The organism is Pelotomaculum propionicicum, assembly GCF_004369225.1.
Taxonomy (GTDB): Bacteria; Bacillota; Desulfotomaculia; order Desulfotomaculales; family Pelotomaculaceae; genus Pelotomaculum_B; species Pelotomaculum_B propionicicum.
The window spans coordinates 1-21,871 of sequence record NZ_QFFZ01000019.1 but is presented as its reverse complement, the minus strand read 5'-3'; the positions used below and the strand labels follow the sequence as shown (position 1 = coordinate 21,871).

At 45.6% G+C, this 21,871-nt stretch carries 25 protein-coding genes, 1 tRNA gene and 2 pseudogenes; 10 read left to right on the top strand and 18 right to left on the bottom strand.

The genetic code is table 11. From position 1 onward, the window contains the following. Window positions 1-3 precede the first annotated feature (3 nt). Both Pmgp_RS09865 and Pmgp_RS09860 read left to right on the top strand, forming a co-directional pair. The gene (locus Pmgp_RS09865; RefSeq protein WP_192902876.1) at window positions 4-435 is read left to right on the top strand and encodes a universal stress protein; all 432 of its coding nucleotides are present in this window, start codon (window positions 4-6) and stop codon (window positions 433-435) included. Window positions 436-791: 356 nt separating this feature from the next. Further along, window positions 792-1,112, top strand: a complete 321-nt coding sequence (locus Pmgp_RS09860) for a hypothetical protein (RefSeq protein ID WP_153189202.1) — start codon at window positions 792-794, stop codon at window positions 1,110-1,112. Window positions 1,113-1,143: 31 nt separating this feature from the next. Here the strand turns inward: Pmgp_RS09860 and Pmgp_RS09855 are convergent, their stop codons facing one another. From Pmgp_RS09855 to Pmgp_RS09850, 3 genes and pseudogenes are all read right to left on the bottom strand, one after another. After that, window positions 1,144-1,416, bottom strand: coding sequence for a nucleotidyltransferase domain-containing protein (locus Pmgp_RS09855; RefSeq protein WP_243119802.1), 273 nt, complete (start codon window positions 1,414-1,416; stop codon window positions 1,144-1,146). Window positions 1,417-1,422: 6 nt separating this feature from the next. Continuing rightward, window positions 1,423-1,605: pseudogene (locus Pmgp_RS20285) on the bottom strand (terminase); the annotation flags it as partial. Between the two features lie 97 nt (window positions 1,606-1,702). Further along, window positions 1,703-1,930, bottom strand: coding sequence for a DUF378 domain-containing protein (locus tag Pmgp_RS09850; RefSeq protein ID WP_192902875.1), 228 nt, complete (start codon window positions 1,928-1,930; stop codon window positions 1,703-1,705). Window positions 1,931-2,151: 221 nt separating this feature from the next. On the opposite strand from Pmgp_RS09850, the gene Pmgp_RS09845 reads away from it, so the two are divergent. The 5 genes from Pmgp_RS09845 to Pmgp_RS09825 all read left to right on the top strand — a co-directional run bounded on the left by Pmgp_RS09845 (window position 2,152) and on the right by Pmgp_RS09825 (window position 6,668). Further along, a complete protein-coding gene (locus Pmgp_RS09845; protein ID WP_243119799.1) occupies window positions 2,152-2,889 on the top strand; it encodes a glycosyltransferase family 2 protein in 738 nt (245 codons plus the stop codon). Between the two features lie 47 nt (window positions 2,890-2,936). Continuing rightward, window positions 2,937-3,359, top strand: coding sequence for a GtrA family protein (locus Pmgp_RS09840; RefSeq protein WP_134213815.1), 423 nt, complete (start codon window positions 2,937-2,939; stop codon window positions 3,357-3,359). An 18-nt stretch (window positions 3,360-3,377) separates the two neighbouring features. Continuing rightward, a complete protein-coding gene (locus tag Pmgp_RS09835) occupies window positions 3,378-4,466 on the top strand; it encodes a mannosyltransferase family protein (protein ID WP_192902874.1) in 1,089 nt (362 codons plus the stop codon). A 128-nt stretch (window positions 4,467-4,594) separates the two neighbouring features. After that, window positions 4,595-5,596, top strand: coding sequence for a potassium channel family protein (locus Pmgp_RS09830; protein WP_134213813.1), 1,002 nt, complete (start codon window positions 4,595-4,597; stop codon window positions 5,594-5,596). A 343-nt stretch (window positions 5,597-5,939) separates the two neighbouring features. Continuing rightward, the gene (locus Pmgp_RS09825) at window positions 5,940-6,668 is read left to right on the top strand and encodes a class I SAM-dependent methyltransferase (RefSeq protein ID WP_134213812.1); all 729 of its coding nucleotides are present in this window, start codon (window positions 5,940-5,942) and stop codon (window positions 6,666-6,668) included. Between the two features lie 148 nt (window positions 6,669-6,816). Here Pmgp_RS09825 and Pmgp_RS09820 read toward each other — a convergent pair. Continuing rightward, window positions 6,817-6,894: transfer RNA gene (locus Pmgp_RS09820), tRNA-Pro, on the bottom strand. Window positions 6,895-7,156: 262 nt separating this feature from the next. On the opposite strand from Pmgp_RS09820, the gene Pmgp_RS09815 reads away from it, so the two are divergent. Then, window positions 7,157-8,785, top strand: coding sequence for a histidine kinase N-terminal 7TM domain-containing diguanylate cyclase (locus Pmgp_RS09815; RefSeq protein ID WP_134213811.1), 1,629 nt, complete (start codon window positions 7,157-7,159; stop codon window positions 8,783-8,785). 16 nt (window positions 8,786-8,801) lie between these two features. On the opposite strand, the gene Pmgp_RS09810 is transcribed toward Pmgp_RS09815, so the two are convergent. From Pmgp_RS09810 to Pmgp_RS09745, 14 genes are all read right to left on the bottom strand, one after another. Further along, a complete protein-coding gene (locus Pmgp_RS09810; protein WP_134213810.1) occupies window positions 8,802-10,484 on the bottom strand; it encodes a methyl-accepting chemotaxis protein in 1,683 nt (560 codons plus the stop codon). Beyond that, on the bottom strand, window positions 10,474-10,848 hold the full coding sequence (locus Pmgp_RS09805) for a DUF192 domain-containing protein (protein WP_134213809.1): 375 nt from the start codon (window positions 10,846-10,848) through the stop codon (window positions 10,474-10,476). Before Pmgp_RS09805 ends, Pmgp_RS09810 begins: the two co-directional genes overlap by 11 nt. Before the next feature lie 12 nt (window positions 10,849-10,860). Then, the gene (locus Pmgp_RS09800; protein ID WP_134213808.1) at window positions 10,861-11,781 is read right to left on the bottom strand and encodes a type II secretion system F family protein; all 921 of its coding nucleotides are present in this window, start codon (window positions 11,779-11,781) and stop codon (window positions 10,861-10,863) included. Between the two features lie 12 nt (window positions 11,782-11,793). Next, window positions 11,794-12,765, bottom strand: coding sequence for a type II secretion system F family protein (locus Pmgp_RS09795; RefSeq protein ID WP_134213807.1), 972 nt, complete (start codon window positions 12,763-12,765; stop codon window positions 11,794-11,796). Window positions 12,766-12,785: 20 nt separating this feature from the next. Continuing rightward, on the bottom strand, window positions 12,786-14,126 hold the full coding sequence (locus tag Pmgp_RS09790) for a TadA family conjugal transfer-associated ATPase (protein ID WP_134213806.1): 1,341 nt from the start codon (window positions 14,124-14,126) through the stop codon (window positions 12,786-12,788). Between the two features lie 13 nt (window positions 14,127-14,139). Next, window positions 14,140-15,363, bottom strand: coding sequence for a CpaE/TadZ family protein (locus tag Pmgp_RS09785; protein ID WP_134213805.1), 1,224 nt, complete (start codon window positions 15,361-15,363; stop codon window positions 14,140-14,142). An 18-nt stretch (window positions 15,364-15,381) separates the two neighbouring features. Next, entirely contained in the window at window positions 15,382-16,113 is a 732-nt protein-coding gene (gene cpaB, locus Pmgp_RS09780) for a Flp pilus assembly protein CpaB (protein ID WP_134213804.1), read from the bottom strand. A gap of 21 nt (window positions 16,114-16,134) precedes the next feature. After that, window positions 16,135-17,094: a pilus assembly protein TadG-related protein gene (locus tag Pmgp_RS09775; RefSeq protein ID WP_192902873.1), complete on the bottom strand. Its 960-nt coding sequence runs from the start codon at window positions 17,092-17,094 to the stop codon at window positions 16,135-16,137. 11 nt (window positions 17,095-17,105) lie between these two features. Next, window positions 17,106-17,516: a TadE/TadG family type IV pilus assembly protein gene (locus Pmgp_RS09770; protein WP_427910028.1), complete on the bottom strand. Its 411-nt coding sequence runs from the start codon at window positions 17,514-17,516 to the stop codon at window positions 17,106-17,108. Continuing rightward, on the bottom strand, window positions 17,513-18,022 hold the full coding sequence (locus Pmgp_RS09765; RefSeq protein ID WP_134213802.1) for an A24 family peptidase: 510 nt from the start codon (window positions 18,020-18,022) through the stop codon (window positions 17,513-17,515). The genes Pmgp_RS09770 and Pmgp_RS09765 overlap by 4 nt, the downstream gene beginning before the upstream one ends. Before the next feature lie 88 nt (window positions 18,023-18,110). Then, the gene (locus Pmgp_RS09760; RefSeq protein WP_134213801.1) at window positions 18,111-18,302 is read right to left on the bottom strand and encodes a Flp family type IVb pilin; all 192 of its coding nucleotides are present in this window, start codon (window positions 18,300-18,302) and stop codon (window positions 18,111-18,113) included. A gap of 41 nt (window positions 18,303-18,343) precedes the next feature. Continuing rightward, window positions 18,344-18,511: a Flp family type IVb pilin gene (locus Pmgp_RS09755; RefSeq protein ID WP_205078005.1), complete on the bottom strand. Its 168-nt coding sequence runs from the start codon at window positions 18,509-18,511 to the stop codon at window positions 18,344-18,346. Window positions 18,512-18,694: 183 nt separating this feature from the next. Next, window positions 18,695-19,342: a response regulator gene (locus Pmgp_RS09750; protein ID WP_134213854.1), complete on the bottom strand. Its 648-nt coding sequence runs from the start codon at window positions 19,340-19,342 to the stop codon at window positions 18,695-18,697. A 39-nt stretch (window positions 19,343-19,381) separates the two neighbouring features. Beyond that, the gene (locus Pmgp_RS09745) at window positions 19,382-20,515 is read right to left on the bottom strand and encodes a sensor histidine kinase (protein ID WP_134213800.1); all 1,134 of its coding nucleotides are present in this window, start codon (window positions 20,513-20,515) and stop codon (window positions 19,382-19,384) included. Between the two features lie 157 nt (window positions 20,516-20,672). Here Pmgp_RS09745 and Pmgp_RS09740 point away from each other — a divergent pair, with 157 nt between their 5' ends. Then, window positions 20,673-20,861: a ferredoxin gene (locus Pmgp_RS09740; RefSeq protein WP_134213799.1), complete on the top strand. Its 189-nt coding sequence runs from the start codon at window positions 20,673-20,675 to the stop codon at window positions 20,859-20,861. Between the two features lie 234 nt (window positions 20,862-21,095). Next, window positions 21,096-21,664 (top strand): annotated as a pseudogene (locus tag Pmgp_RS09735) (fumarylacetoacetate hydrolase family protein); the annotation flags it as partial. Between the last annotated feature and the right edge of the window lie 207 nt (window positions 21,665-21,871).

Genomic DNA, 21,871 nt, shown 5'->3' with positions numbered 1-21,871 from the left:
ATTGTGTATAAAAAAGCACTAATTGCACTGGACGGTTCGGCGCCATCCTTCCGGGCTGTGGAGGCTGCTATAAAAATGACCGGCAGTATAGGGGAAATATCTCTAATTTACGTTGTTAACCTACCCCACGTTAACGCACCGGCCGACGGGCAAATAATGGACTTTTTCCCTCCCCAATACTACAAAGAACTGACTAAGACCGCACAGGAAGTTTTGGATAAAGCGGAACAAATGCTGGCGCCGTATCACAAAACAACAAAAATTATAGAATCCGGCCCCCCGGCAGAAACCATTTTACATATAGCGGAAAAGGACCATTACGACTTGATCATCATGGGCAGCCGGGGACTCAACTCCATCCAGAAGCTGTTTCTGGGCAGTGTCAGCAATAAAGTACTCTCCCTCGCCCAGCCCGCGGTACTGTTAGTCAAGTAAAAAAAGAAGCAGGGGGACGGTTCTCCAAGGGATCAAATGCTCTGCTGATTCCCTGGGGGGCCTTTTCCGGCTGCCGGGAAACCACTCTGTACTGGCAAAAAGCCTTTCTCCTTACCATCGGCGATCCGGCCCTGGGCACGCTCACCCTGCTTAATGCCCACTTTGAAATGTGTCGGAAATATTTACACTGTTAATACGGATCACACTGTCCGACGAAATCAAATGCACCTCATAATCCTTGGAAATTCGGTATTGGGTTCAACGAACAGACAGATACACCACGAACAAATGAAAACTATACGGAAGAAATCAGAAACGCATTGTCTTTGGCTGGCTTTAGGGCGCCTTATGTCTTAATGCCTCACCCGGCGTCCGGCATTTACAGCGAATATTATGCCGCAAAATATCCTGATGAAGTATCTGCGATTATTATGCTGGACACAACATCAACCGCAAAAACAGGAACTAAAAACCCACCCAAATTCTTATACGGATTAGGCAAGTTGCAGCAAGCCTGTGGATTAACACGCATTGCATTTGGATTGATGCCTCCTTCTCAAAAAGCCGAAAATGGATACACCGAAAAAGAAATCAGTGATTATAAATTGTTTGCTTATCATGTTCTCAACGATACTATTATTGATCAGTCTTATCGTATGCTTGACAATAAACACTAAACTAATCCAAAACCGACCTGCCGGTTATATGCTAAAAAAGTTTTCCTTTTGAGATGATTTCGTCATATAGAAACTGACCCCGTTTACCATTTCTATATTCTTCCAGGGAGTAGGGCCTTGGAGAAATATCTAAATCTATATCTTCACTGATTTCTTTAAGCATAACTGCTTCTTCCAGATAATCGTGACCAAAGTCCGGAGAAATAATTGCTATATCAATATCGCTATCTTTACCTGCGTTTCCTTTGGCGTAAGATCCAAATAATATAGCTTTTTCTACACGAATGTTTCTGTTAAAAGCCAAACTCCATTCTTCGCACTGGATCCAGCGGGATACGCTCATGGCATACTGCTCCAAAAGCTGGGTTGGGATCAGATGCGCGCACCGGCGCTCATACAGCCACTGCCAGGTTTTTTCGTATATCTCAACCGCCAACATTTCCTTACCGTTTTTCTGCTTGGCGGCCAGGTACTCCCGGGGCGGGGGGCAGCTGGAGCAACTGTATCAGGCGCTTGCCTGTCTTTTTTACGAGAACTCATTAATTTGTCCCTCCTTTAAAAACATGCTTTTCTTATTTTGGCCGCATAGATTATTTTTCATTCCTCAGGACAGCGTTTTCTTTGAAGAAAAACGAAATGCAATAAATGCCTGCGAGTCCCACCAGGGTATAAATTACCCTGCTTATGCCGGAAGACGTCCTCAAGATGTCACCGCCGAAGATTGCGGTAACAAGATCCCACTCGAACAAGCCTACCAGCAGCCAGTTTAAAGCCCCGATAATCACCAGTGCCAGAGCAAATCTAGACAGCCATTCCATTTTTTAACCTCCCTATCTTAGGATAAACTTATTATGGTATTAAAGAGCAAATTTTATGCTACAATTTATAGCCTGACACTAAATTACCAGTAAAATTCTTAGATTTTTACATTAAAGTTGTCCAAGCCTGCATAAAAATTATTAAAAAAAGAAAATTAAAAAACAAAAGGCTTCTGCAGATTAGCTAGGAGGATGCTGGTCAATTACGTCGAAGGTAATATATGCCTTGTTTACTAATCATTACGGGAATGGAGATTGCAATGAGGAAATACCCGATTACTATTTTTTTTCCGTGTTATAATGAAGAACAAAATGTTGAAAGAGTTACCAGGGAAGCTTTACACGTAGCCAGTCAGATTTCGGACGATTATGAGATAATTATTGTAAACGACGGCAGCAGGGACCGTACTGCTGAAATAGCTGAAAAACTGGCGGCGGAAAACCCGCCGGTGCGGGCCATTCATCATGAAACCAACAAAGGTTACGGGGCCGCGCTGCAAACCGGGTTTAAGAGTGCTTCCAAAGAGCTTGTCTTTTATACTGATGGTGACGGACAGTTTAAGATAGAAGAGATCAAAAAACTGCTGCCATTTATTGAAAAATATGATATAGTGTCAGGGTATCGCATCAGCAGGCGCGATCCCGTGCACCGCAAAATAAACGCGTATATGTGGGGCGCACTGGTCAACTCACTTTTTAAACTTAAAGTTACCGACGTGGATTCGGCGTTTAAGCTTTACAGGCGAAAGATATTTGATGACATCAGCCTTACCTCGCAGGGAGCGCTGATCGACACGGAAATCCTGGCTAAAGCCAAGGCCAAGGGGTATACCATCACTGAAGTGGGCGTAAACCATTACCCCCGGGCAGCGGGTGAACAGACAGGCGCGAAACTGTCGGTAATCGTGAAGGCTTTTATTGAGCTTTTCAAATTAAAAAATAACTTTTCAAAGACGTAGACAGTGGGGATAGTACAAATCATTAAAATAAATGATCGGAGCAATTTATGGTAAATATCTATCAGTTATGTAAATTTGCCGCTGTTGGTTGCGTGAACACGTTTATCGACTGGGCTGTGTTTTTAATAATATCCGAGGTATTTTCTATTGAGAGCGGGTTTTTTTATCTCATCACTAAAGGGTTCAGTTACTTTTGCGGTATTATCAACAGCTTTTTCTTAAACAGGTTCTGGACATTTAAAGACAGCCACACGGACAACGAGGGCGGCAGGTTCATAAGATTTATTCTGGTCAATGCAGTTAGCCTGGGTTTTAACAGCGCTTCTTTCTACATTGTCTATAATCTTGTTTTCAATAGGACCACGGCTTTGATTTTTGCCACTGTAATTACTTTTGCCTTGAATTACACTCTGAATAAGTTCTGGGTCTTCCGAAAGGACAAGATGGTGGTCAAGACAACTGGGGGGTAGTTTGTAATAGTAGAAGATTTGAAACGAGTCGGCTACCTGTATGTACTGAACAAACTGCTCATCATTTTTTTAATATGGTTAGCCAGAGAAGTTATTAATCCATTTCCGCCGGCTGTTTTTGAGAACCTGCACCAAAGTGTTCTCTTTGATTCGTTGATTCATTGGGACGCCGGCTGGTTTTTGAGGATAGCGGGGCAGGGCTATGACTTTGACAGCGCTCCTTTTTTTCCGCTGCTCCCTTTTCTGATTCGCCTGCTCACTTTTGTTACCCACAACGGTGTGGTATCAGGATTCCTTATCACCAATACAGCCCTTTTTATCGCATGCTTCTTTTTATACCGCCTGGTCAGGGAAGACTGCGGCGAAGAGATAGCTGTTACCACTGTTTTTATCATGCTTTTCTTCCCGACAGCTATATTTTTCACTTCGATTTATTCAGAATCCCCGCTTCTTGCTTTCTCACTCGGGGCATTTTATTACGCCAGAAAAGAAAAGTGGTTTACTGCCGCCATTTTGGGCGCTCTGGCGGCACTTACCAGGAATTTGGGAGTAGTAACATTTTTAGCCCTTCTTTATTACCAGTACGAGGTCAACGGCTATAGGATCAACCTGAAAAAGGCCCTGCCGCTGCTTATAATCCCGGCCTCACTGTTGATCTTTATTGCTGTTTTATGGAAATCCACCGGTGATCCCCTGGCTTTTGCCCACTCCCTGAACAGGGATTACTGGGGATTCCGACATTTTAAATACCCCGGCGCCGGCCAGTTGACAAATCTGTCACTGTTTATTTATAAAAGTGAGTTTTACAGCCTTTTTGAATCGGGCATGGCCTTTCTCTTTTTGTTTTTAATAATCAGGAGCTTCAAATATATTAAGGATAAGTCACTGTTAATTTTTTTGGTGTTAGGATTCTTGATCCCGTTTTCTTCTGTTGTGGACAACCTGCCTCTAGGTATGCCCAGGTACATTATCGTCCTGTTCCCGGGATATATAACTCTGGCACACCTGCTGCACAAAAACGGATTGGTGGTCGTTTATTCAATTATCTCCGTACTGGTATTTTCAGTTGTCAGCGTAATGTTCATTCTGGGCCGCTGGATCAGCTGAATTGGGATCTGAGAAGTGGGAAGTGAGAAGTGGGAAGCCATAGCAGGTTTTAAAGACAAAAGAGGAATGCAGCATATTCCGACGTCCGACGTCTGACTTCCGACGACCAATTTTGAGGTGTTTTGTTTATGCCGTCAATTCGCCCAATACTTTACGCGGTTTTAGTGCTGTTTACGATCATCACCGCTGCCGTTTTTTACTTTGCTACGATAGAGGGGAAAAGCGGCATGGAAGCCTTGTGGCTGACCATGAGCTCTGTTACCACCACCGGTTATAGCGACGTGATGCCGTCTACCAGTGCCGGCAGAATAATTACCATGTTTCTTTCGGTGTTGGGCTTCGGTTTTTTGACGTACGTGCTTAGCACAACACTGACCGGTATGGTCGAAGGGCGGATTTCCGATATATGGGGGAAGAGAAAAATGATTAAGCAAATAACAAGGCTAAAAGACCATATTATCGTCTGCGGCGCCGGGCGGGTCGGCAAGGAAGTGATCAGGGAACTGATCAGAAAGAAAAAAGAATTCGTGGTAATTGAAAAAGAACCTTCCATCCTGGAGGATATCCGGGCCGAGGGCAACGTTTTATTTATTGCGGGCGATGCCACAGAGGACAGGATTCTGCAAATGGCAGGGGTGGCATATGCTAAAGGCATCATTACCACTATTCCCGATGACGCCGGCAATTTGATGATCACCATTTCCTGTAAAGATTTTAATCCGGAAGCCCATATTGTAGCCCGGGCTACCCGCCCGGAATCAGTTATAAGGCTTAAAAGGGCAGGAGCCGATACAGTTGTCAGTCCCTCTGCCATAGCCGGCAGCCGGATGGCGCTGGCTTCACTGAAACCCGCAAGTGTGGCAGTGGTAGAGACTTTGATTGATGACCACGAAAACAACCTGAACCTGGAGGAGCTGCTTATAACTTATAAATCCAAGCTGGTCGGCATGAGATTAAAGGACTCCAGGATCAGGGACGACTACGGAATTATGGTGCTGGCTATCATGCGGGAAGGCCAGAATATCATCAATCCAGAGCCGTCAGAAGTTTTCAAGGTGGGAGATATCCTGGTGTTATTTGGAGCGGCGGAGCAGTTATACCTGCTGGAAAAGGTCGTTGCAGGGGAATAAGCAACTCCTTATTTTAATCTCGTTTCGTTTTAGTGATAAAAAGTGTGTTGGCAAGCCGAATGTATGTCAAAGCGCTCTAAACAAAAGAGCGCTTTATAATTTAAGCAGGCCCCGCCTGCAGCATAAAGGCCTGCTTAATTATTGTCAAAATATGTTGACGGGATTTTAAGACATATGGGTGTCCGCTTCACTTTTCATTGATTATATCCAGATAGTGTCTCTGTTTATATTTTTATACGCCAGCCTGATAATTTTTACCAAACCTAAACTCTGTTTGTTTAATGTCACCTATACCAGCCGCAGTACATAGGATAAAGAATTAAAAACCAAAAGAGGGATCCGGATGAGTTCATACCTTGAAGCTATCACTGCCCTGGGCAACGGCAGCCTGCACCCTGGTGGTTTCTCGCACACAGTAAAAATTCTAAACAGCCTTTCGATTAACAAAAGCAGTGTCGTTCTGGATATAGGCTGCGGCACTGGCAGGAGCGCCTGTTACCTGGCGAAAAAATACGGCGCGTATGTTTTTGGCCTGGATAATTCTGAAGAGATGATTGCCAAGGCCAGCAGGAGAGCATTCAGGGAGAAGACCGACGTTAATTTTATTCTAGGTGATGCGCTTAATATGCCCTTCGGCAGCTCAGTAGCCGATATCATCCTGATCGAATCACTGCTCATATTTTTACCGCCTGAACAAGCTCTGCGGGAGTGCTGCCGGGTTTTAAAAAAGGGAGGCGTTGTGGTTGATGTGGAATTAACAGCCTATGATACATTGCCTCCCAAAGCCAGGCAGCAAATCAAGGATATCTGCGGTGTGCCGCAGGTCCCTCTTTTAGGTGAATGGACAGACAAATTTGAAAAGGCTGGTTTTACGAGGGTTTTTGTGACTCAAAATAAATTGCCCGGCGTGCTGGATAATCTAAAAGAAATGCTTTATGTCGACCCGCACCGGGAAGTCTCGCCGGAGTTGAGAACAAACTGGGAGCTGAAATGTTTGCTGTTCAAATATAAGGTTCTCATGCTGGCTAATCGCAGCCACCTTGGATTGGGGACCTTTATATATACTAAGTGACTGAAAAATATTCACAACGTTAAGGCCGCTGTCGCTGCCGAAAATACTAGATAGATGATCCATAGGCAATTAAGAATATTCCTATAAAAATTATACCTGTTACAAAGTTAAAAAATAAGGCTTCGATCTCTCGAAGCCTTGATTTTACTGGTCGGAGCGACACGACTCGAACGTGCGGCCTCTACCACCCCAAGGTAGCGCTCTAGCCAAACTGAGCTACGCCCCGGCTAAAATGTTTTGTTTTGCATGTATAAAGAATTTTACCGTTTTCAGTGTTAAAAGTCAAGGAAAGAAGCAATTCTAATTTCAGTTGTTATCGACCATATTGAAATTGACTAAAGGAAGTCAGTAATATGGCCTTAACATATTATAGTAACAAAGCCATATTATATTCTGTATTGCAGGAATATGTTTAATAATGGCGAAATATGGATAAGAGGATATGCCAAATTAAGGCTATCGTGAATTGATTAAAGGTTTGTGATCATATGCAGCCGGACTGGATTGACTCTTTCCTTTTTCTTTTTTTGCTTTTGATCTTTATATACGTCCTGGCGGTAAATAACATTACTACACTGCATAAAGTTTATCTGGCCTTTCACTCCTTGATGATGATCTGGCCATTCAGTCACTTATTGATGCACATTGTTCCCGAATTACGTTTTCAGTGGTTTTTTTTAAATTTAGCTTTTGCCGGGCTTTGTTTTTTGGGGTTAGGCTGGCTTGTATTCGCGCTTGTTATTACCAAGAAAATAGATGAACAAAAGAGGTCAACACTTTACCTTTACGCCGTTCCGTCTATTCTCAGCGCTGTGCTGGTGACCACCAATCCCTGGCATTATTTATTTGCCATACCGTCCGGTTATAGTTGGACAATACGCATCTACGGGCCTTTATTTTGGGTTTTTGCCCTTTCTGGACTGTTTTACCTGATATTATCGACCAATTTAATGCTGCGCACTGCAAGGACGGTTGCTGAAAGCAACATTAAAAAACAACTGTCCTTATGCATCAGAGGGATTCTGCTCCTAATCTTTTTTTCTGTTTTTGATGTGCTGCTTAATGTGATTGTTTACCCTTATACCAGGGTGATCGTGCCGGGGTTAACCTCACTGGGCATAGCTGTTTCAGCTGTCTGTTTTGTAATTTCAATTCGCAAGTATGATCTTTTTAGAATCATTAACGCCGCCCAGCGTGAAGTAATGGACAATATTGACACAGGGATAGTTGTGCTGGACAGGGATAGACTTGTCCTTGATATTAACGCAAGCGCGGCAAAATTTCTCAACATCAAACCTGGACAGATTTTTAACGCCTCGAATGTTCTTGAGATTGGAGAGCTTTTTAATGACAAAGCTAAAAGCCTGCAAACCGAGATAAAACGGCATGACGGGCAAATCAGACATGTAACCGTCAATGTGTCACCGGTAACTGATGACAAAGATAAATTTCTGGGGAGGATCATCACATTTAATGATATAACAGAAATCCAAATCTTACTTGAACAAATTAGAGTCAATAATTTTGTTCTTCAGAAACAGAATCAAGAATTGCTGGCGGTACAGGAGGAACTGCACAAGGCCAATCAGAAATTAAGGCAAATGTCTATAACAGATGAACTGACTAACTGTTATAACAGGCGGTACATGCTGGGGCACATGACTGACGAGATTGCTGTCGCCTTCCGTTATAAGATACCCTTTTCTATCATGATTCTGGATATAGATAGATTTAAGCTTATTAACGACACGTACGGCCACCTTGTTGGCGATGATGTCCTCAGGGGCGTGGTAGGAGCGGTGAAAAAAAATCTTCGCCGGTCGGACGTTGTGTCCAGATTTGGCGGCGAAGAGTTTATAGTATATGCGCCGCACACTGACAGGCTGGGCGCGTTGTCTTTAGCGGAAAAGATCAGGTTAACCGTTGAAAACCATACAACCAGAATATATCAATATTGCCTGAGAGTTACGATTAGCATCGGCCTGATCAGCTTTAATGACTGGTCGGCAGAAACCCGCCCCGTAGAAAAAATTTTGGAGGATTTGCTGACGAAAGCGGACAAAGCTCTATACAGGGCTAAGGCAAACGGACGCAACTGCGTTGTTGCCGCCGACTAAATTTGAGAGCAATATACTAAATCTTAAATTGCAGGGACAGCACATTAAGTCTATCCACCATCCGCACCATCTTCTTAGCCAGCGAGTCAAGATACTGCAGGCTTTCCATCTGGAGTTTGGTGTCACTGCCGGCGCCTGAACTGCTGTTGATAGTCTTCAGCAGTTTATCTACGATACCGGCCTGGCTTTGCCTGATGTTATCCAGACTATTGGACTGCGCGTGAGCAGCCGTAGCCGCCTCTTCGATAATAACCTTGCTCTGGGACAGGGATAAGAGCACCTTTTCCATGAAATCCTTAACTTCCTTGATAGTGTCTTTCCCATCTGCCAGTATGCTGATATCATCTTCCAGTGAGGCTTCCGCGGCGCCGCATGTATTCTTGATGCCCGTCAGTTCCTCTGAAATTTGACTCAGGTGGTATGAGGACTCTTCCGAAATACGGCGGAGAGACTCCACTGTATCTGCCAGTTCCTTGTCACCGGACCGGGCTGCCAGCAGAGCTATCTGAACGGTGCACTCCTTGTTCTTTTCCAGCATGTTTGTCAAGCTGCCAATAGTTTGGTCGATTTGCGGGGTTTTATCCTCCAGCTGTTTGAATGTGTCCTTTATTCTTTCAAGCGATTTTTTGGTGTCTTCAATACTTGCAGTAATTTTGGATATGGCTGAAACACTGCTGCCGCCTAATTGCGTTGTTTTGTTTACCTCACTCAGCACCTGGAGAATGCAGTCCATCGTTTTTTGTGACTGCTCGAACAGGTTGTTCGATAATCCGGCTGCCTGCTTAATCAAGGCGACCTGTTCTTCAGTGCCCTGTTTCAACAGGTCGAATGTTTGTGACAGCCTGACGTTGGTGTTGTCCGAGGTGCGCAGGCGCCCCAGCATTTGCTCCGCCGATTTGTTAATGTCGTCAGCGCTTGTTTTTACGGATAAGATAAGGTTGGCCAGGTGGACGCTCATGGTATTGAAAGCGGTAGCGAGATCGCCGAGCTCATCCTTGTTGCGTATGGGCACTTTGTAAGTAAAATCACCGGTAGCCAGTCTTTCTGTGGCCGCGGACAGGTCAGACAACGGCTTCATGAGAATTTTTTTGGTAATTAACGATGACAGGAAAATACCGGCTATTACAGCGGCCAGACAGGTGAGTATGATGTTGAGCACGGTGTCCTGGGAAAACTTATCTAATTTCGCCAGACTGAGCCCTAAACGAAGGTAGCCCCGGGGTACGCCATCCATGCTGGTGGTAACAGGGGAGAAGAAGTCAAGCGCGTCTTGTTCGCCTTGTTCGTTTTTATGAAGCTTAACAGTCTCCACATTAGCGGCGAGAGCCTGTTTTGTTGTTTCGTCATTAATTAATGAGCCAACCTGTGCTTCATCGGTGCTGGCAATAACTTTGCCGTTGGCGTCAAGTAACATTACATAACTTATATCCTGGTAAGACCCGGCTTTTCTTAGCAGGATCTTCATAGTTTGTACATCCCCGTTCTGAAAATAACTGCCTGTGAATTGAAGCAGGGTATGTACTATAGTCCAGCCTTTCTCCTGGAATTCCTTTTCAAAAAATGCACGTTCTCTGACGAAAAATGATGTGCCTAACGCTGACATTAAAAAGGTTATCAACAAACATAAAGCTACCGCGATTTTTGTCGTTACAGAAAGTCTTTTTTTCTGGAGACCCAGACCCGGCAGTTTAATTTTCAATTCTTTTACCTCCCTGTTTATCCTTAATAATTTCCAGGTGGTGGCCCACGCTGGTCCTGGTAGAAGAGAGAGACCCGGCGGGTAGTTCAACCACCATGTAAGACTTTTTGATCACGGGGCTTATTTTAGATGGTTTCATGTTTTCAATGGTTTTTATAACAATTGAGTTGCGGTCAACGAAAAGGGCGTCTATAGGAAAATTCATAAAAAAAGTGTGAATTGAGCTGCAGGGGAAGAGGATCATAGCTCCTCCCTTGCTTAAATAGGGCCTGCCCATCAGGCCTTTCAACCGTTTCATAAAGGTGCCCGCCATCTCTACGTTGTTTGCCAGTATATTTCCATTTGTTTTATTAATAAGCTGCACAATTCCACCTCATTATTTTAGAAATACATCGGCGATTTGTATGACAGCAGGCCCTAAGAGAACGACGAAGATGGCCGGAAAGATAAACATAATCAACGGGATCAAAATTTTGACTGGAGCCTTCAAGGCTAACTCTTCCGCGCGCTGGCGGCGTTTTTGCCTGATCTGCTCGGATTGCAGCCGCAGGATGTTGCCGATGCTGATACCCAGTTGATCGGCCAGGATCACCGACCCGGTAAAGGTGGCCAAATCATCCGCCCCGGTCCGGTTCGACATGTCCCGCAGCGCTTCAGCCCGGGGTTTTCCCATTTTAACTTCCTGCAGTGCCGTCTTAAACTCTTCAGAAAGCACACTTTTAGTTTTTTCCACCACCTTCATCATGGCTCCGTCAAAGCCAAGTCCCGCTTCAACACTTACCGTCAGCAAATCAAGTACATCCGGCAGCCCTTTTTCAATATCCAGCTTTCTCGCCATGCTTTTTTTATTGATAACATACTCAGGCAGGACCCAGCCAAGACCGAGACCGGTCGCGCCCATCAGCGTCGTCTGGATGATGTCTTTAGCGAAGAGACCGCCAAGCATCCATAGAAGAAAAGCTATTCCGGCCGCGGCCAGGTATTTAACCACCAGGAGTTCCCTGGGCGCAATTTTTTCGCTGGCTCCCGCCATAATGATTTTTTGGTTAAGCTCAGTTTCTTTTTCGGCGGGCAGCATCCTGATCAAAAGATGCGAGGCTTTGGCCAGAACTGGCTTAACCACCCTGCGAAAAAAAGGAACTTTCAATTCCTGCTCACGTACCGTTACAGTACGGGTGCCGACAACTTCGCTGACTCTTTTTTCGAGTTCTTCCCGGCTTTTATTTTTGCGGTTGAAGTAGATGAGTAAGATCAGAATAACTTCCAGAAATACAGACGCTACAATAAATGTCAGCAAGAGCAGCCCCCCTTAAACCGTAATTTGGACGATTTTTTTGATAATCATCAGCCCCACGATTTGGGACATGATTGCGTAGCAAATCATAATAATACCTGCTTTGCTGGAAAACAGCAGTTTAATATATCCTGGGTTCAGGATGTAAATAATGATTGTCAGTACAATGGGCAGCAGTCCGATAATCAGGCCGGAGATTCTGCCCTGCGCGGTCAAGGTCCTGATTTCACCTTTAATCCTGATCCTTTCACGGATTGTGTTGGCGATATTGTCAAGCACCTCTGCCAGGTTGCCGCCAACCTGACGCTGAATCAAAACCGCTGTGACGACCAGCTCAAGGTCATCACTGCAGACACGGGCGACCATATTATTAAGGGCTTCTTCAGTGCGTGTGCCCCAGGTCATTTCCTGCAGCGCTGTGCCAAACTCTTTGGCGATCGGGTCAGGAATCTCTTTGCGCACCATATCCATGGCCTGCAGGAAGCTGAATCCTGAGCGGAGGGAATTAGCCATGATCACCAGGGCGTCGCCTATCTGCCCGTTGAATTTTGCCAGTCTTCTTGACTTTGCCGCGCGCAGGGTGAAATATGGCAGGTAGGCGCCTAATACAGCGGCAATAATGCCTAACATCAAACTTCCTGTAATTAAGGTGAATATCAGTCCTCCGCCTACTGTCAGAATAAGGATCAAGCCGAGAAATTCCTCTCCTTTTAGGGGTATATCTGCTCTTGCCAGTTCAGAGTCAACCTTTGCCGCAATTTTTCTGGCGGTAAAGAGCCTGCCGGCTAATTCCAAAACTTTATGTCCGTTCTGGTTTTTATTCTTTCTATTTTTTACCTTCTCCAGCATGCCGCGCATTCTGTCACTGAAAATGTAATCCATCCGGTTGGCAATTAATTTTTTTTCTCCGGCTTTCAGCTGGTGAAAACCAAGAAAAAGGAGTATTACCGTTAAGAATGTAAGTATAGATATGGTTGTGATACTCAAAGTTAAAACCTCCAAATCTTTTATAGGATTGAAGGATCAAATATTTCAAAGGGCAGGTTAATGCCGCATGCTTCAAGACGCCAGAGAAACTTAGGTCTGATCCCGGTTGCGATAAATTTGCCGGAATCGGCTCCTCTCTGGTTGTAGATATAAATATTCTGCAGGACGATTATGTCGCCCTCCATTCCCTGTACTTCGGTGATATGGGTGATTTTGCGTGAACCGTCCCGCATCCGGCTCTGGTGGATAATCAGATCTATGGCGGAGGAAATCTGTTCCCTGATCGCTTTGACCGGCAGTTCCATACCGGCCATCAGGACCATGGTTTCCAGTCGTGCCAGCATGTCCCGCGGTGAGTTGGCGTGCCCTGTGGTCAGTGACCCGTCATGGCCGGTATTCATCGCCTGCAGCATGTCCAGGGCTTCACCGCTGCGCACCTCACCGACCACGATCCGGTCAGGGCGCATCCGCAGGGCGTTGCGCACCAGGTCACGGATTGTGATCGCGCCCTTGCCTTCTATATTGGGCGGTCGGCTTTCGAGCGTTATTACGTGCTCCTGTCTCAGCTGTATTTCAGCAGCGTCCTCAATGGTGACAATCCGTTCGTCATCGGGTATAAACGAAGAAAGCACGTTAAGAGTTGTTGTTTTACCGCTGCCTGTCCCCCCGGAAACTAAAACGTTTAACCTCGACTTAACACACGCTTCAAGAAAATCAGCTATCTGAGGGGTCAGGGTACCCAAATTGATCAGGTCGTCAACACTGAGAGGGTCTTTGAAAAACTTACGTATGGTTATGGTCGGGCCGTTAAGGGCCAGAGGCGGTATAATAGCGTTTACCCTGGACCCGTCTGGCAGGCGGGCGTCAACCATGGGCATGCTCTCATCGATGCGCCTGCCCAGCGGCGTCACGATTTTGTCAATGATATGCATGACGTGGTTGTTATCGCGAAAATGAACATCGGTTTTGATGATTTTACCGTTTTTCTCAACATATACATCGGCGGGGCCATTTACCATCACCTCAGTAATTTCCGCGTCTCTAAGCAGGGAAGTAATTGGCCCGAAAGCGATGGAATCATCTGAAATTTCCTTGGCGATGCGCAGGCGGTCGGCGCGGGGGATGGGCTCTCCGTCCGCGTCTAAAATCCTGATGACCATTTCTTCTATTTTAGCTCCAAGAATATCCTGGTTTTCTTCTTCAATGGCAATATCTTTTAATTCATCAATAATCTTTTTATGGACATTGTTTTTCAGCTGCTCATAAGGGTCTTTTTTGGCGGCAGTTAAACTTCTGGGGGAGCTTTCGCCCATAACCGGGCCGCCCGTTTTATTTTTTTCCAATCTTGCCAATAAAGACATTCTCTATCACCTCTTATAAGCTGAAGAGTTTACCTATGAAGGATCTTTTTGAAACAACACTGGCTGCAGACCCGGAAGATAATTTCTCAAATTCTCCGGCTAAAAGTTTAATTGACTGGGATAGTTTGCAATTGGATTGAGTCATAACAAAAGGATGCCCTTTATTTATTGAAGACAGGACAGTCTTTTCATCATACGGCAGGAGAGCTGCGGGAGAGGCGTTAAAGCTTTTTTCCAGGTCTGAGATCTTAATCCCGTAGTCCAGTGTGGACTGATTTAAAACAAACTTTACTTTGCCTGACAGGTTCAGAGACTCCAGTACCTCCATATCAGTCTTGGTGTGTCTTATGGCCGGCAGGTCCCTGGTGCAGGTCAACAAGATATCATCAGCCGCTTCCATGGCCACCAGGTTTAAGTCGTTAAAGAGCGGGGAAGTGTCAATTACCACATACTCATAATTATTTTTTAGCAGCTTCAAAATCCCTTCAACATGCTCTGCCGTAACAACTTCAGCCTGCTCCGGGCGAAGGGGCGCGGGAAGAACTTTCAGGCCGGACAGGTGCGGGACAAGGTAGGTGTTGACCAGCGAATATTCCATTCTGTCTTCTTCCTGGACCAGTTCGGCAATGCTGCCTCTGGGGGAGAGGTTGAGCATCACCGACACGTCGCCTCCCTGCAGGTTCAAATCCACCAGCGCCACTTTTTTTCTGTAGTCCTGCCCCAGGCATACCGCCAGGTTGCACGCTAAGGTGGTTTTGCCGACACCGCCTTTACTTGAAAAAACAACGATCATCCTGCGACTCTGAGGCGGTTCAGGCGCTGTCAGCGCCGTAGGCGGCAGGGGGGTGTGGGCTGAGCGTATTTTGTAGGATTTGCTGACCCGCCGGATAGTCTCGGCCAGGTCGCTGCCGCTGAAAGGTTTCACCAGGTAATCCCTGGCTCCGGCAGCCATGGCCTTTCTAAGATATTCAGGCTCTCCCTGGATGGAGATGATGACGATGGCAGTGTCAGGCATCTTGTTGACAATAACCTCCGACGCCATGATCCCGTCCATACCGGGCAAGTTGATATCCATCAGCACCACGTCCGGTTTAAGGTTTTCGGCCAGTTGCACTGCCTCTTTGCCATCAGAGGCTTCACCCACGACATTAATGTCTTCCTCAAAATAAAGCAGTCGTTTAATATCCTCGCGCATATTGGCAATATCATCGACAACAAGCACATTGGTCCGGCTCATTTTGCAACCTCCTTAGAACTAGCGGATTAACTGATTACCTCTTATTGACGGCACGTAAATAACATTCTGGTCGGCAGCCGGCCTGAGTGCCAGCCTGATGGTTCCTTTTTCCGAACACAGCACCAGCGGCTCGGCTTGTTCCGGTGTCACTGAAAGGGTAATAGTATGCGCTGAATTGCTGGCTTTTTTGCTGTCCTGGCTGGTCAAAGCATCCGGCGAGGCAGACTGGTCAATAGATAGTACGTCAACATTTTGTATCAGGATGGAAGTATAGCTGACCTTTTCCTGACCGGTTGCTCCCTGCAGGTCGAAAGTACCCAGGACATCCACCCGGTCGCCAACTTTAACCAGCCCGGCGACTCCTGATACTTCGTCCACCGCGACAGACACTGCCCGTTTGCCCTGTGGTATCTGAAAAGACAGGCCTTCGGATGAACTCCTCTCAGTAGCCAGTCTTTCCCGCAAAACCTGTTCACCCGGCAGAATTTCCGATTTTGTTGTTTTGCCCAAAACTTCTTTCGTATCCACTACCGCTAGATCGTTCAGTGATATGGCAGGGATATCTTTCATCTCGACCATTTGGGCTGTAATTTGAGTTTTGGCCGGTATGCGCTGGCGGGCTACGACCACACTGACGAAATCACTGTTTACCTGGTAAGTTTTTCTGGTGTTGTCCAGAAAGAGATAAATACCGGCAGCCGCAGCCAGCCCAATAATTATGGCCAGAATCAAAAGCAACTTGTTTTTCATTTTCTTCTTCCCACCTTATTATTACTCAATTAAGCTTGCTCCGTTGAGACCGTAGTCGGTCTGGTAATTACTCGTGCCACCGTTGGCCACCATCCTGATAAAGTAACCGTCAATATAGTTTTCGTTGCCCTGACCGCTGACACTCACCACCAGGAATGCGGCGAAACCAACCACTCTGATTCTCTTGACCTGGCCCTGGTCGATAACAACCGGGTCATAAACAGGCACGATTAAAATCCTTTTGCACCCGGGGTCAAAAGAAGATGGGGTGCAGGGAGGGCTGTGGGTGCACTGGCTCATGCGGTATTCTATCGCCCGCAGGGTTGGGTTGGACATGTTGCCTGTCTCTGTGTCAACCTCGTTTCCAACTGCCAGCAGGCCGTCGTAGCCGTATTTCAGGTTGTCCTCATAATTTCTCGCACCGGTACCCCCCAGGGATAAAGCTCCGTAGTTGCCGGAACCTAGCGGGGGAGGGTTGGGGCTGTTGGACCCTTGCTTTAATACATACAGGGTATTGAAATTAAAAGTTTGGTTTGGCACAGCCAAAGGCGCCGCTCCGACAAAGGAGGTTAGTCCGGCAACCTTGGCCACGGCCCGCGCGCTGACAGTGGAAGAGCCAAAACCAAGTATCCTGGCGAAAAAGAAGTTAACCGGTCTTGATGCTGTAACAACAATTTTACAGTTGGCATGACCGTTGTCTGATTGTATTGTTGAGACCGCATTATCACACCCGTTGCTTAGAGCATAAGTGCTCGCGACCTCTCTGGCCCTGGTGGGGCTTGTAGGCAATTCCTGCACACCTGCCAGGGCTGCCGCGTCAATAGCGTTGGTTAGTCTCCACTTGTCCAGGGTCAGCATACCAATATCTATGACCAGTGCGGCAAAGCCAATCAGAGAAACCAGAGAAATGGCTACTATTACCATTGATGACCCGCGCTGGTTATTTTTTAGTTCTTTAAGCAGGTTTATGATTGTTTTCATTTTTTCCTCCGTCATTCCACCCGCATTGTTGTTGTCGCGGTTAGAGGGAAGGGGTTGGGTACAACAACGTTGGGTATCGGTGCTACCAGAATAACCGAGTAGTTAACCTGGACTGATAAAGGAGCGCCTCTGGGGCGTGAGCCCTGGCTGGGTGTAATTATAATTTGTGAATCTGTTAAAGACAAAGTTGTTGCCGCGTTCTTAACCTTGGTTTTGATGCCGTAGTCATCTGTGCCTACCACTCCGGCCCGGGCGCCTTCCCTGGAAGCGTTGGTGATAATCATGTAGGAGTATAAAATCCTGCCGAACTCCATAGTGGCCAATATAATCATGATTAAAATGGGGAGTATCAGTGCGAGTTCTACCAGCGCCTGGCCTTTCTTGTTTTTTATCAGTTTTCTAACAAGCCGCAAAAGAATCACCTCACAAAGTAAGCAGCGGCTGCGGCGCCGACAGCTATGGCGGCGCTGTAGGGGATTGTACAATTAATATTAATGGTCTCGTCATTTTCTGTATTGTTTAAAATGAATCCGTGACGGATCAGAAATGGCGCAAGAAGCTTTTTGAATATAAACAGCATTTTTTTATTTTTAAAAAGGCAAAATACCGCCATGATGCCACCTGCAATAGCTCCAGCCAGAAAAGTCACAAAGATGAAGTTACAGCCTTTGAAGGCGCCAATCACTCCAAGGAATTTTACATCACCCGCGCCGATTCCACCCATGAAATAAGGAATTAGCAGTAGCGCCGTTCCTATGAATAAACCTTTGACGCTAAAAAACCCACCGCTTATACCGGCAGTGTAGATATGATAAGTAAGTGCGATAATGGCAGCAGGGAAAAGCACTTTATTATAAATTTTTCTTTTTGAGAGATCGGTGAAAACGCAAATTGCAATTAAGATGATTAGAACAGTATTAATTATCATAAATTTAACCTCTTTTTACAGGTGGACCCCACTCAGTGGCATGAGCAGGGTCCATATCGCATATTTAAGGTTACTGAAAAATTTTGGCTTATTGTCCAGTGCCGCCGCTGCTGCTGCCACCGAGCGCTGCCGTTACTCTGCTAAAAGTCCCCTGCAATCCAGTGTTTAAAGCCGTTAGTGCAGTGATTAGCACTACCGCCACCAGCGCAAGAATTAAGCCATATTCCGCCATACCCTGACCGGATTCTTCTGAAAGAAAACTCTTAATTGCATTTAACATTGATTAGACCACCTTTCATTTGTTTTTTATTTTAAAACATTTTAATCACTGAACAGGTTCGCAGCTCTTTGATAAGCGCCCATGATACCCTGAACAACCTGACTTAGCGCGCCAATTAAAACTAAGGCCACAAATGCCAGAATCAGGCTGTATTCAGTCAATCCCTGCCCGGACTCTTCGATATAAAATCTTTTAATTATACCCGCCATTCATCAACCACCTCTCGGGTTGATTTTAAATCCAGGTAACTGCTGTATTTTATAATAGCATCCTGTCGAAATTTGCACATGATGCACTGGTCTCATTTTAGTACAGTCAAGTGTCCCTGGTTGTTTTAGGACTATAGTCCTATGAAAATAAAAAAACCCGCCGTAGCGGGTTTGGGGCTGGTGCTATAAATCCACTATTTTGCTTTTTACGGCGTGGATAGCGGCCTGCGTCCGGTCGCCTACGCCAAGTTTTTGAAAGATGCTGGTCAGGTGGTTTTTGACGGTCTTTTCACTTATGAACAGTTTCTTGGCAATGGACCTGTTGTTTTCACCGTTTGCCACCAGGCGGAGCACATCAATTTCCCGCTTGGTCAAACCCTGGGTATTTGAATTGCGGGGAGAGAGTGAATAAAGCCTGTTAAATTCCGCAAAAATCCGTGATGTCATTGAAGAAGGAATGAATGACTCACCGTTGGCAACTCCCAGAATGGTCTGAATCAAAAGGCCGGGCCTGATATCCTTTAAAATGTAACCGGAGACGCCGGCTTTGATCAGTTCAAAAAGGTATTCTTCCTGGTCGTGAATGGTTAAGGCGATAATACCAATTTCCGGTCTCTCTCTTTTTATGGCCCTGGTAGCCTCTATCCCGTTCGCCACAGGCATGTTTATGTCCATCAGGATGATATCAGGGTTTAGAGAAAAAGCCAGGTGGATGGCCTGATCACCGTTTTCGGCCTCTCCCACGACTGCGATTCTCTCTTCTGTTGACAAGATCTTGCGCAGTCCTTCCCGCATGAGGGCATGGTCGTCGGCAATCAGAACCTTTACCATCTTCAATTTGTTTCCCCCCTTGTATAATACGCGTATATTTTAATCCTCTACAGGTACAGATAAATTTATAGAAGTGCCCTGTCCCGGGGCCGTAACTATGTTTATTTCACCGTTGAGCAGCTGGACTCTTTCTCTCATGCCAATCAGCCCGTAACCCTCACGGTCCTTGTCGGACATCACTTTTTCCAGGTCAAAGCCTACACCGTCGTCCTTTACATGAACATTTATTTTATTGCGGAGAAGTTCAATTTTAACAACCGCGTTTTGAGCCCGGGCATGTTTATGGACGTTGCTGACCAACTCCTGAACTATTCTGAAAAGAGCGACCTCTATAGAACTATCCAGGCGTCTTTGCTGGCCGAAACAAAGAAATTCAACCTGCAGGCCGTACTGTTCCTTGTAGTTGCTCAGATACCTTTTAATGGCGGGAGCAAGTCCAAGGTCGTCCAGCACCATTGGCCTCAGGTCAAAAATTATCTTGCGTACATCCATCAAAGAAAGCCGAACCAGGTTTTGCAGTGAGACAAGTTCACCGTGTACCTGCTCAGGGCTCATGTTAAGAAGTTTTATACAGTACTCTGTCCGCATGACTATATTAGCCATGGACTGAGCAGGACCGTCGTGTATTTCCCGGGCTATCCTCTTGCGCTCTTCTTCTTGAGCCCTGATGATGCTTATAGCCATGTCCTGGGCCTGTTGGAGTTCGTTAATCTTCGTATTCAAATCCCGCAGCCCGCCGCTAAGGAAGTTAAAGACGACACCCATCTGGGAAACAAGTCTTTCCGCTCTTTGCGCTGTATTTTTAAGCCGCCGCAGGCTTACCTCAAGATGGTCCCTGCGGTATCGTAAAAGCTTTTCTCTTTCTTTCAGCCTGATCAGTTCCGCCTGAAACTGGTAAGCGGTATCATAAGCTTCCTTAATATCTCTTTCGGTATATTGACGAAAATCTTTACTGACTTCCACTAATCTTAAGCGTGCCTTTTTTTCATCCCGGGACAGCTTGTCGACTTTTTTAATGATATCGGAAACTTCGTTTTTTACTTCAGCCAGTTCTTGATCAACCCTGGCCTGCTCGGCCAGGGTGTTTTCCACTATGTCATAAATCTGGATTTTACTGCGTTCTATGGATTCCAGGGTTTCTTTGATAATCCTGTCGAGGTCCTTTGTGTCCAACTAATTCACCTTCTTAAATGTTTATACGAAACCTGGTCCTGTTTTTTGTCCCTAAGAATAAATATCGTAATAATTTGCTTTTTTTTGATACCTACATAATTTGTGCCTTTTCAGCCAAACTATAACTGCTATAAATATAACAGGGGGGTGTTGTTCCTTGCCAATAGCAGTAGATCAAGAACTTTGTATCAGCTGTGGCGCGTGCATTGATACTTGTCCGGAAGTTTTTGACTGGAATGAGGACGATAAGGCACACAATATAGTTGATGAAGTACCTGCGGATATGGAAGACCAGGCCCGTGAAGCCGCTGAAGGCTGTCCAACCAATGCCATTACTTTGGATTAAGCCGGGTTAAAAGGCGGAGGTGTCAGGTGAAAAAAAAGGGGAAAACAAACTTAATATTAACGCAAACCCTGCCGGCGCCCTGGAAATACAGGAATTTAAAAACAGGATGGCGCATTTTCGCAAGGGGATTACATTTAAAAGGTACCAAAAAAAGGATTTATCCTGATATATTGCCATAATATGGTAAAGCTGCGCCCTGCCCCTTAGATCAAAATGGTTCAGGGCTTTTTTTATGAGTGTCTGGGCCTGGCCATACTGGACGAACCGGTGCTGTTTATAAAACCTTCTTCCGCTGTAATTGGGCCGGGGGAAAATATTATTTGCCCGTCCTGCAGCAGCAGGGTGGATTATGATGCCGAGCTGGCGGTGGTAATAAGAAAGACCTGCCGCAATATTAATGAAAATGAAGCAGATGCATACATTTTTGGTTATACCTGTGGTAATGATATAACCGCAAGGGATCTTCAGGAAAAAGACGGCCAGTGGACAAGATCAAAATCATTTGACACGTTTTTGCCCCTGGGACCGTATATTGTAAGGGATCTCGATCTAGCGAACCTGGCTGTTTCACTGCGTTTAAACGGTAAACTTAAACAGTGTTCTTCCACCAGCCGTCTGATTTTCAGTGTGCCGGAACTGGTAAGTTTATCTCAGGAATTATGACCCTTTTCCCAGGCGATGTGATTATGACTGGTACTCCAAGCGGTGTTGGACCTGTTGTGGCGGGAGATGAAGTTGAGGTGGAAATCGAAGGGATTGGTGTCCTAAACAACGGGGTCAGAAGTAATATGAGGCGGTTTTAGCCCTAATTCTTGAAATAAGAGACAATTTCAAAGATTATGGCTCTTAGCCTCAAAATTTTGTTGACAAGATTAGATATTATCCTGAGTTTTGCAGTAAAAACAAGTTATAAAGCTCTGCAAGTACAGCATTTATGCGGACTTCAGAGCTTAACTTTTTGGTATATTAATGTTGTATATTCAGACCTTATTTGTGGTATTGCAAAATTT

What these genes read in the sequence shown, in the direction of transcription:
- Pmgp_RS09860 (WP_153189202.1), top strand. Translation starts at nt 792, where the DNA reads ATGCCTCACCCGGCGTCCGGCATTTACAGCGAATATTATGCCGCAAAA.
- Pmgp_RS09850 (WP_192902875.1), bottom strand. Translation starts at nt 1,930, where the DNA reads ATGGAATGGCTGTCTAGATTTGCTCTGGCACTGGTGATTATCGGGGCT.
- Pmgp_RS09845 (WP_243119799.1), top strand. Translation starts at nt 2,152, where the DNA reads ATGCCTTGTTTACTAATCATTACGGGAATGGAGATTGCAATGAGGAAA.
- Pmgp_RS09840 (WP_134213815.1), top strand. Translation starts at nt 2,937, where the DNA reads ATGGTAAATATCTATCAGTTATGTAAATTTGCCGCTGTTGGTTGCGTG.
- Pmgp_RS09830 (WP_134213813.1), top strand. Translation starts at nt 4,595, where the DNA reads ATGCCGTCAATTCGCCCAATACTTTACGCGGTTTTAGTGCTGTTTACG.
- Pmgp_RS09825 (WP_134213812.1), top strand. Translation starts at nt 5,940, where the DNA reads ATGAGTTCATACCTTGAAGCTATCACTGCCCTGGGCAACGGCAGCCTG.
- Pmgp_RS09815 (WP_134213811.1), top strand. Translation starts at nt 7,157, where the DNA reads ATGCAGCCGGACTGGATTGACTCTTTCCTTTTTCTTTTTTTGCTTTTG.
- Pmgp_RS09790 (WP_134213806.1), bottom strand. Translation starts at nt 14,126, where the DNA reads ATGTCTTTATTGGCAAGATTGGAAAAAAATAAAACGGGCGGCCCGGTT.
- Pmgp_RS09785 (WP_134213805.1), bottom strand. Translation starts at nt 15,363, where the DNA reads ATGAGCCGGACCAATGTGCTTGTTGTCGATGATATTGCCAATATGCGC.
- cpaB (WP_134213804.1), bottom strand. Translation starts at nt 16,113, where the DNA reads ATGAAAAACAAGTTGCTTTTGATTCTGGCCATAATTATTGGGCTGGCT.
- Pmgp_RS09775 (WP_192902873.1), bottom strand. Translation starts at nt 17,094, where the DNA reads ATGAAAACAATCATAAACCTGCTTAAAGAACTAAAAAATAACCAGCGC.
- Pmgp_RS09765 (WP_134213802.1), bottom strand. Translation starts at nt 18,022, where the DNA reads ATGATAATTAATACTGTTCTAATCATCTTAATTGCAATTTGCGTTTTC.
- Pmgp_RS09760 (WP_134213801.1), bottom strand. Translation starts at nt 18,302, where the DNA reads ATGTTAAATGCAATTAAGAGTTTTCTTTCAGAAGAATCCGGTCAGGGT.
- Pmgp_RS09755 (WP_205078005.1), bottom strand. Translation starts at nt 18,511, where the DNA reads ATGGCGGGTATAATTAAAAGATTTTATATCGAAGAGTCCGGGCAGGGA.
- Pmgp_RS09750 (WP_134213854.1), bottom strand. Translation starts at nt 19,342, where the DNA reads ATGGTAAAGGTTCTGATTGCCGACGACCATGCCCTCATGCGGGAAGGA.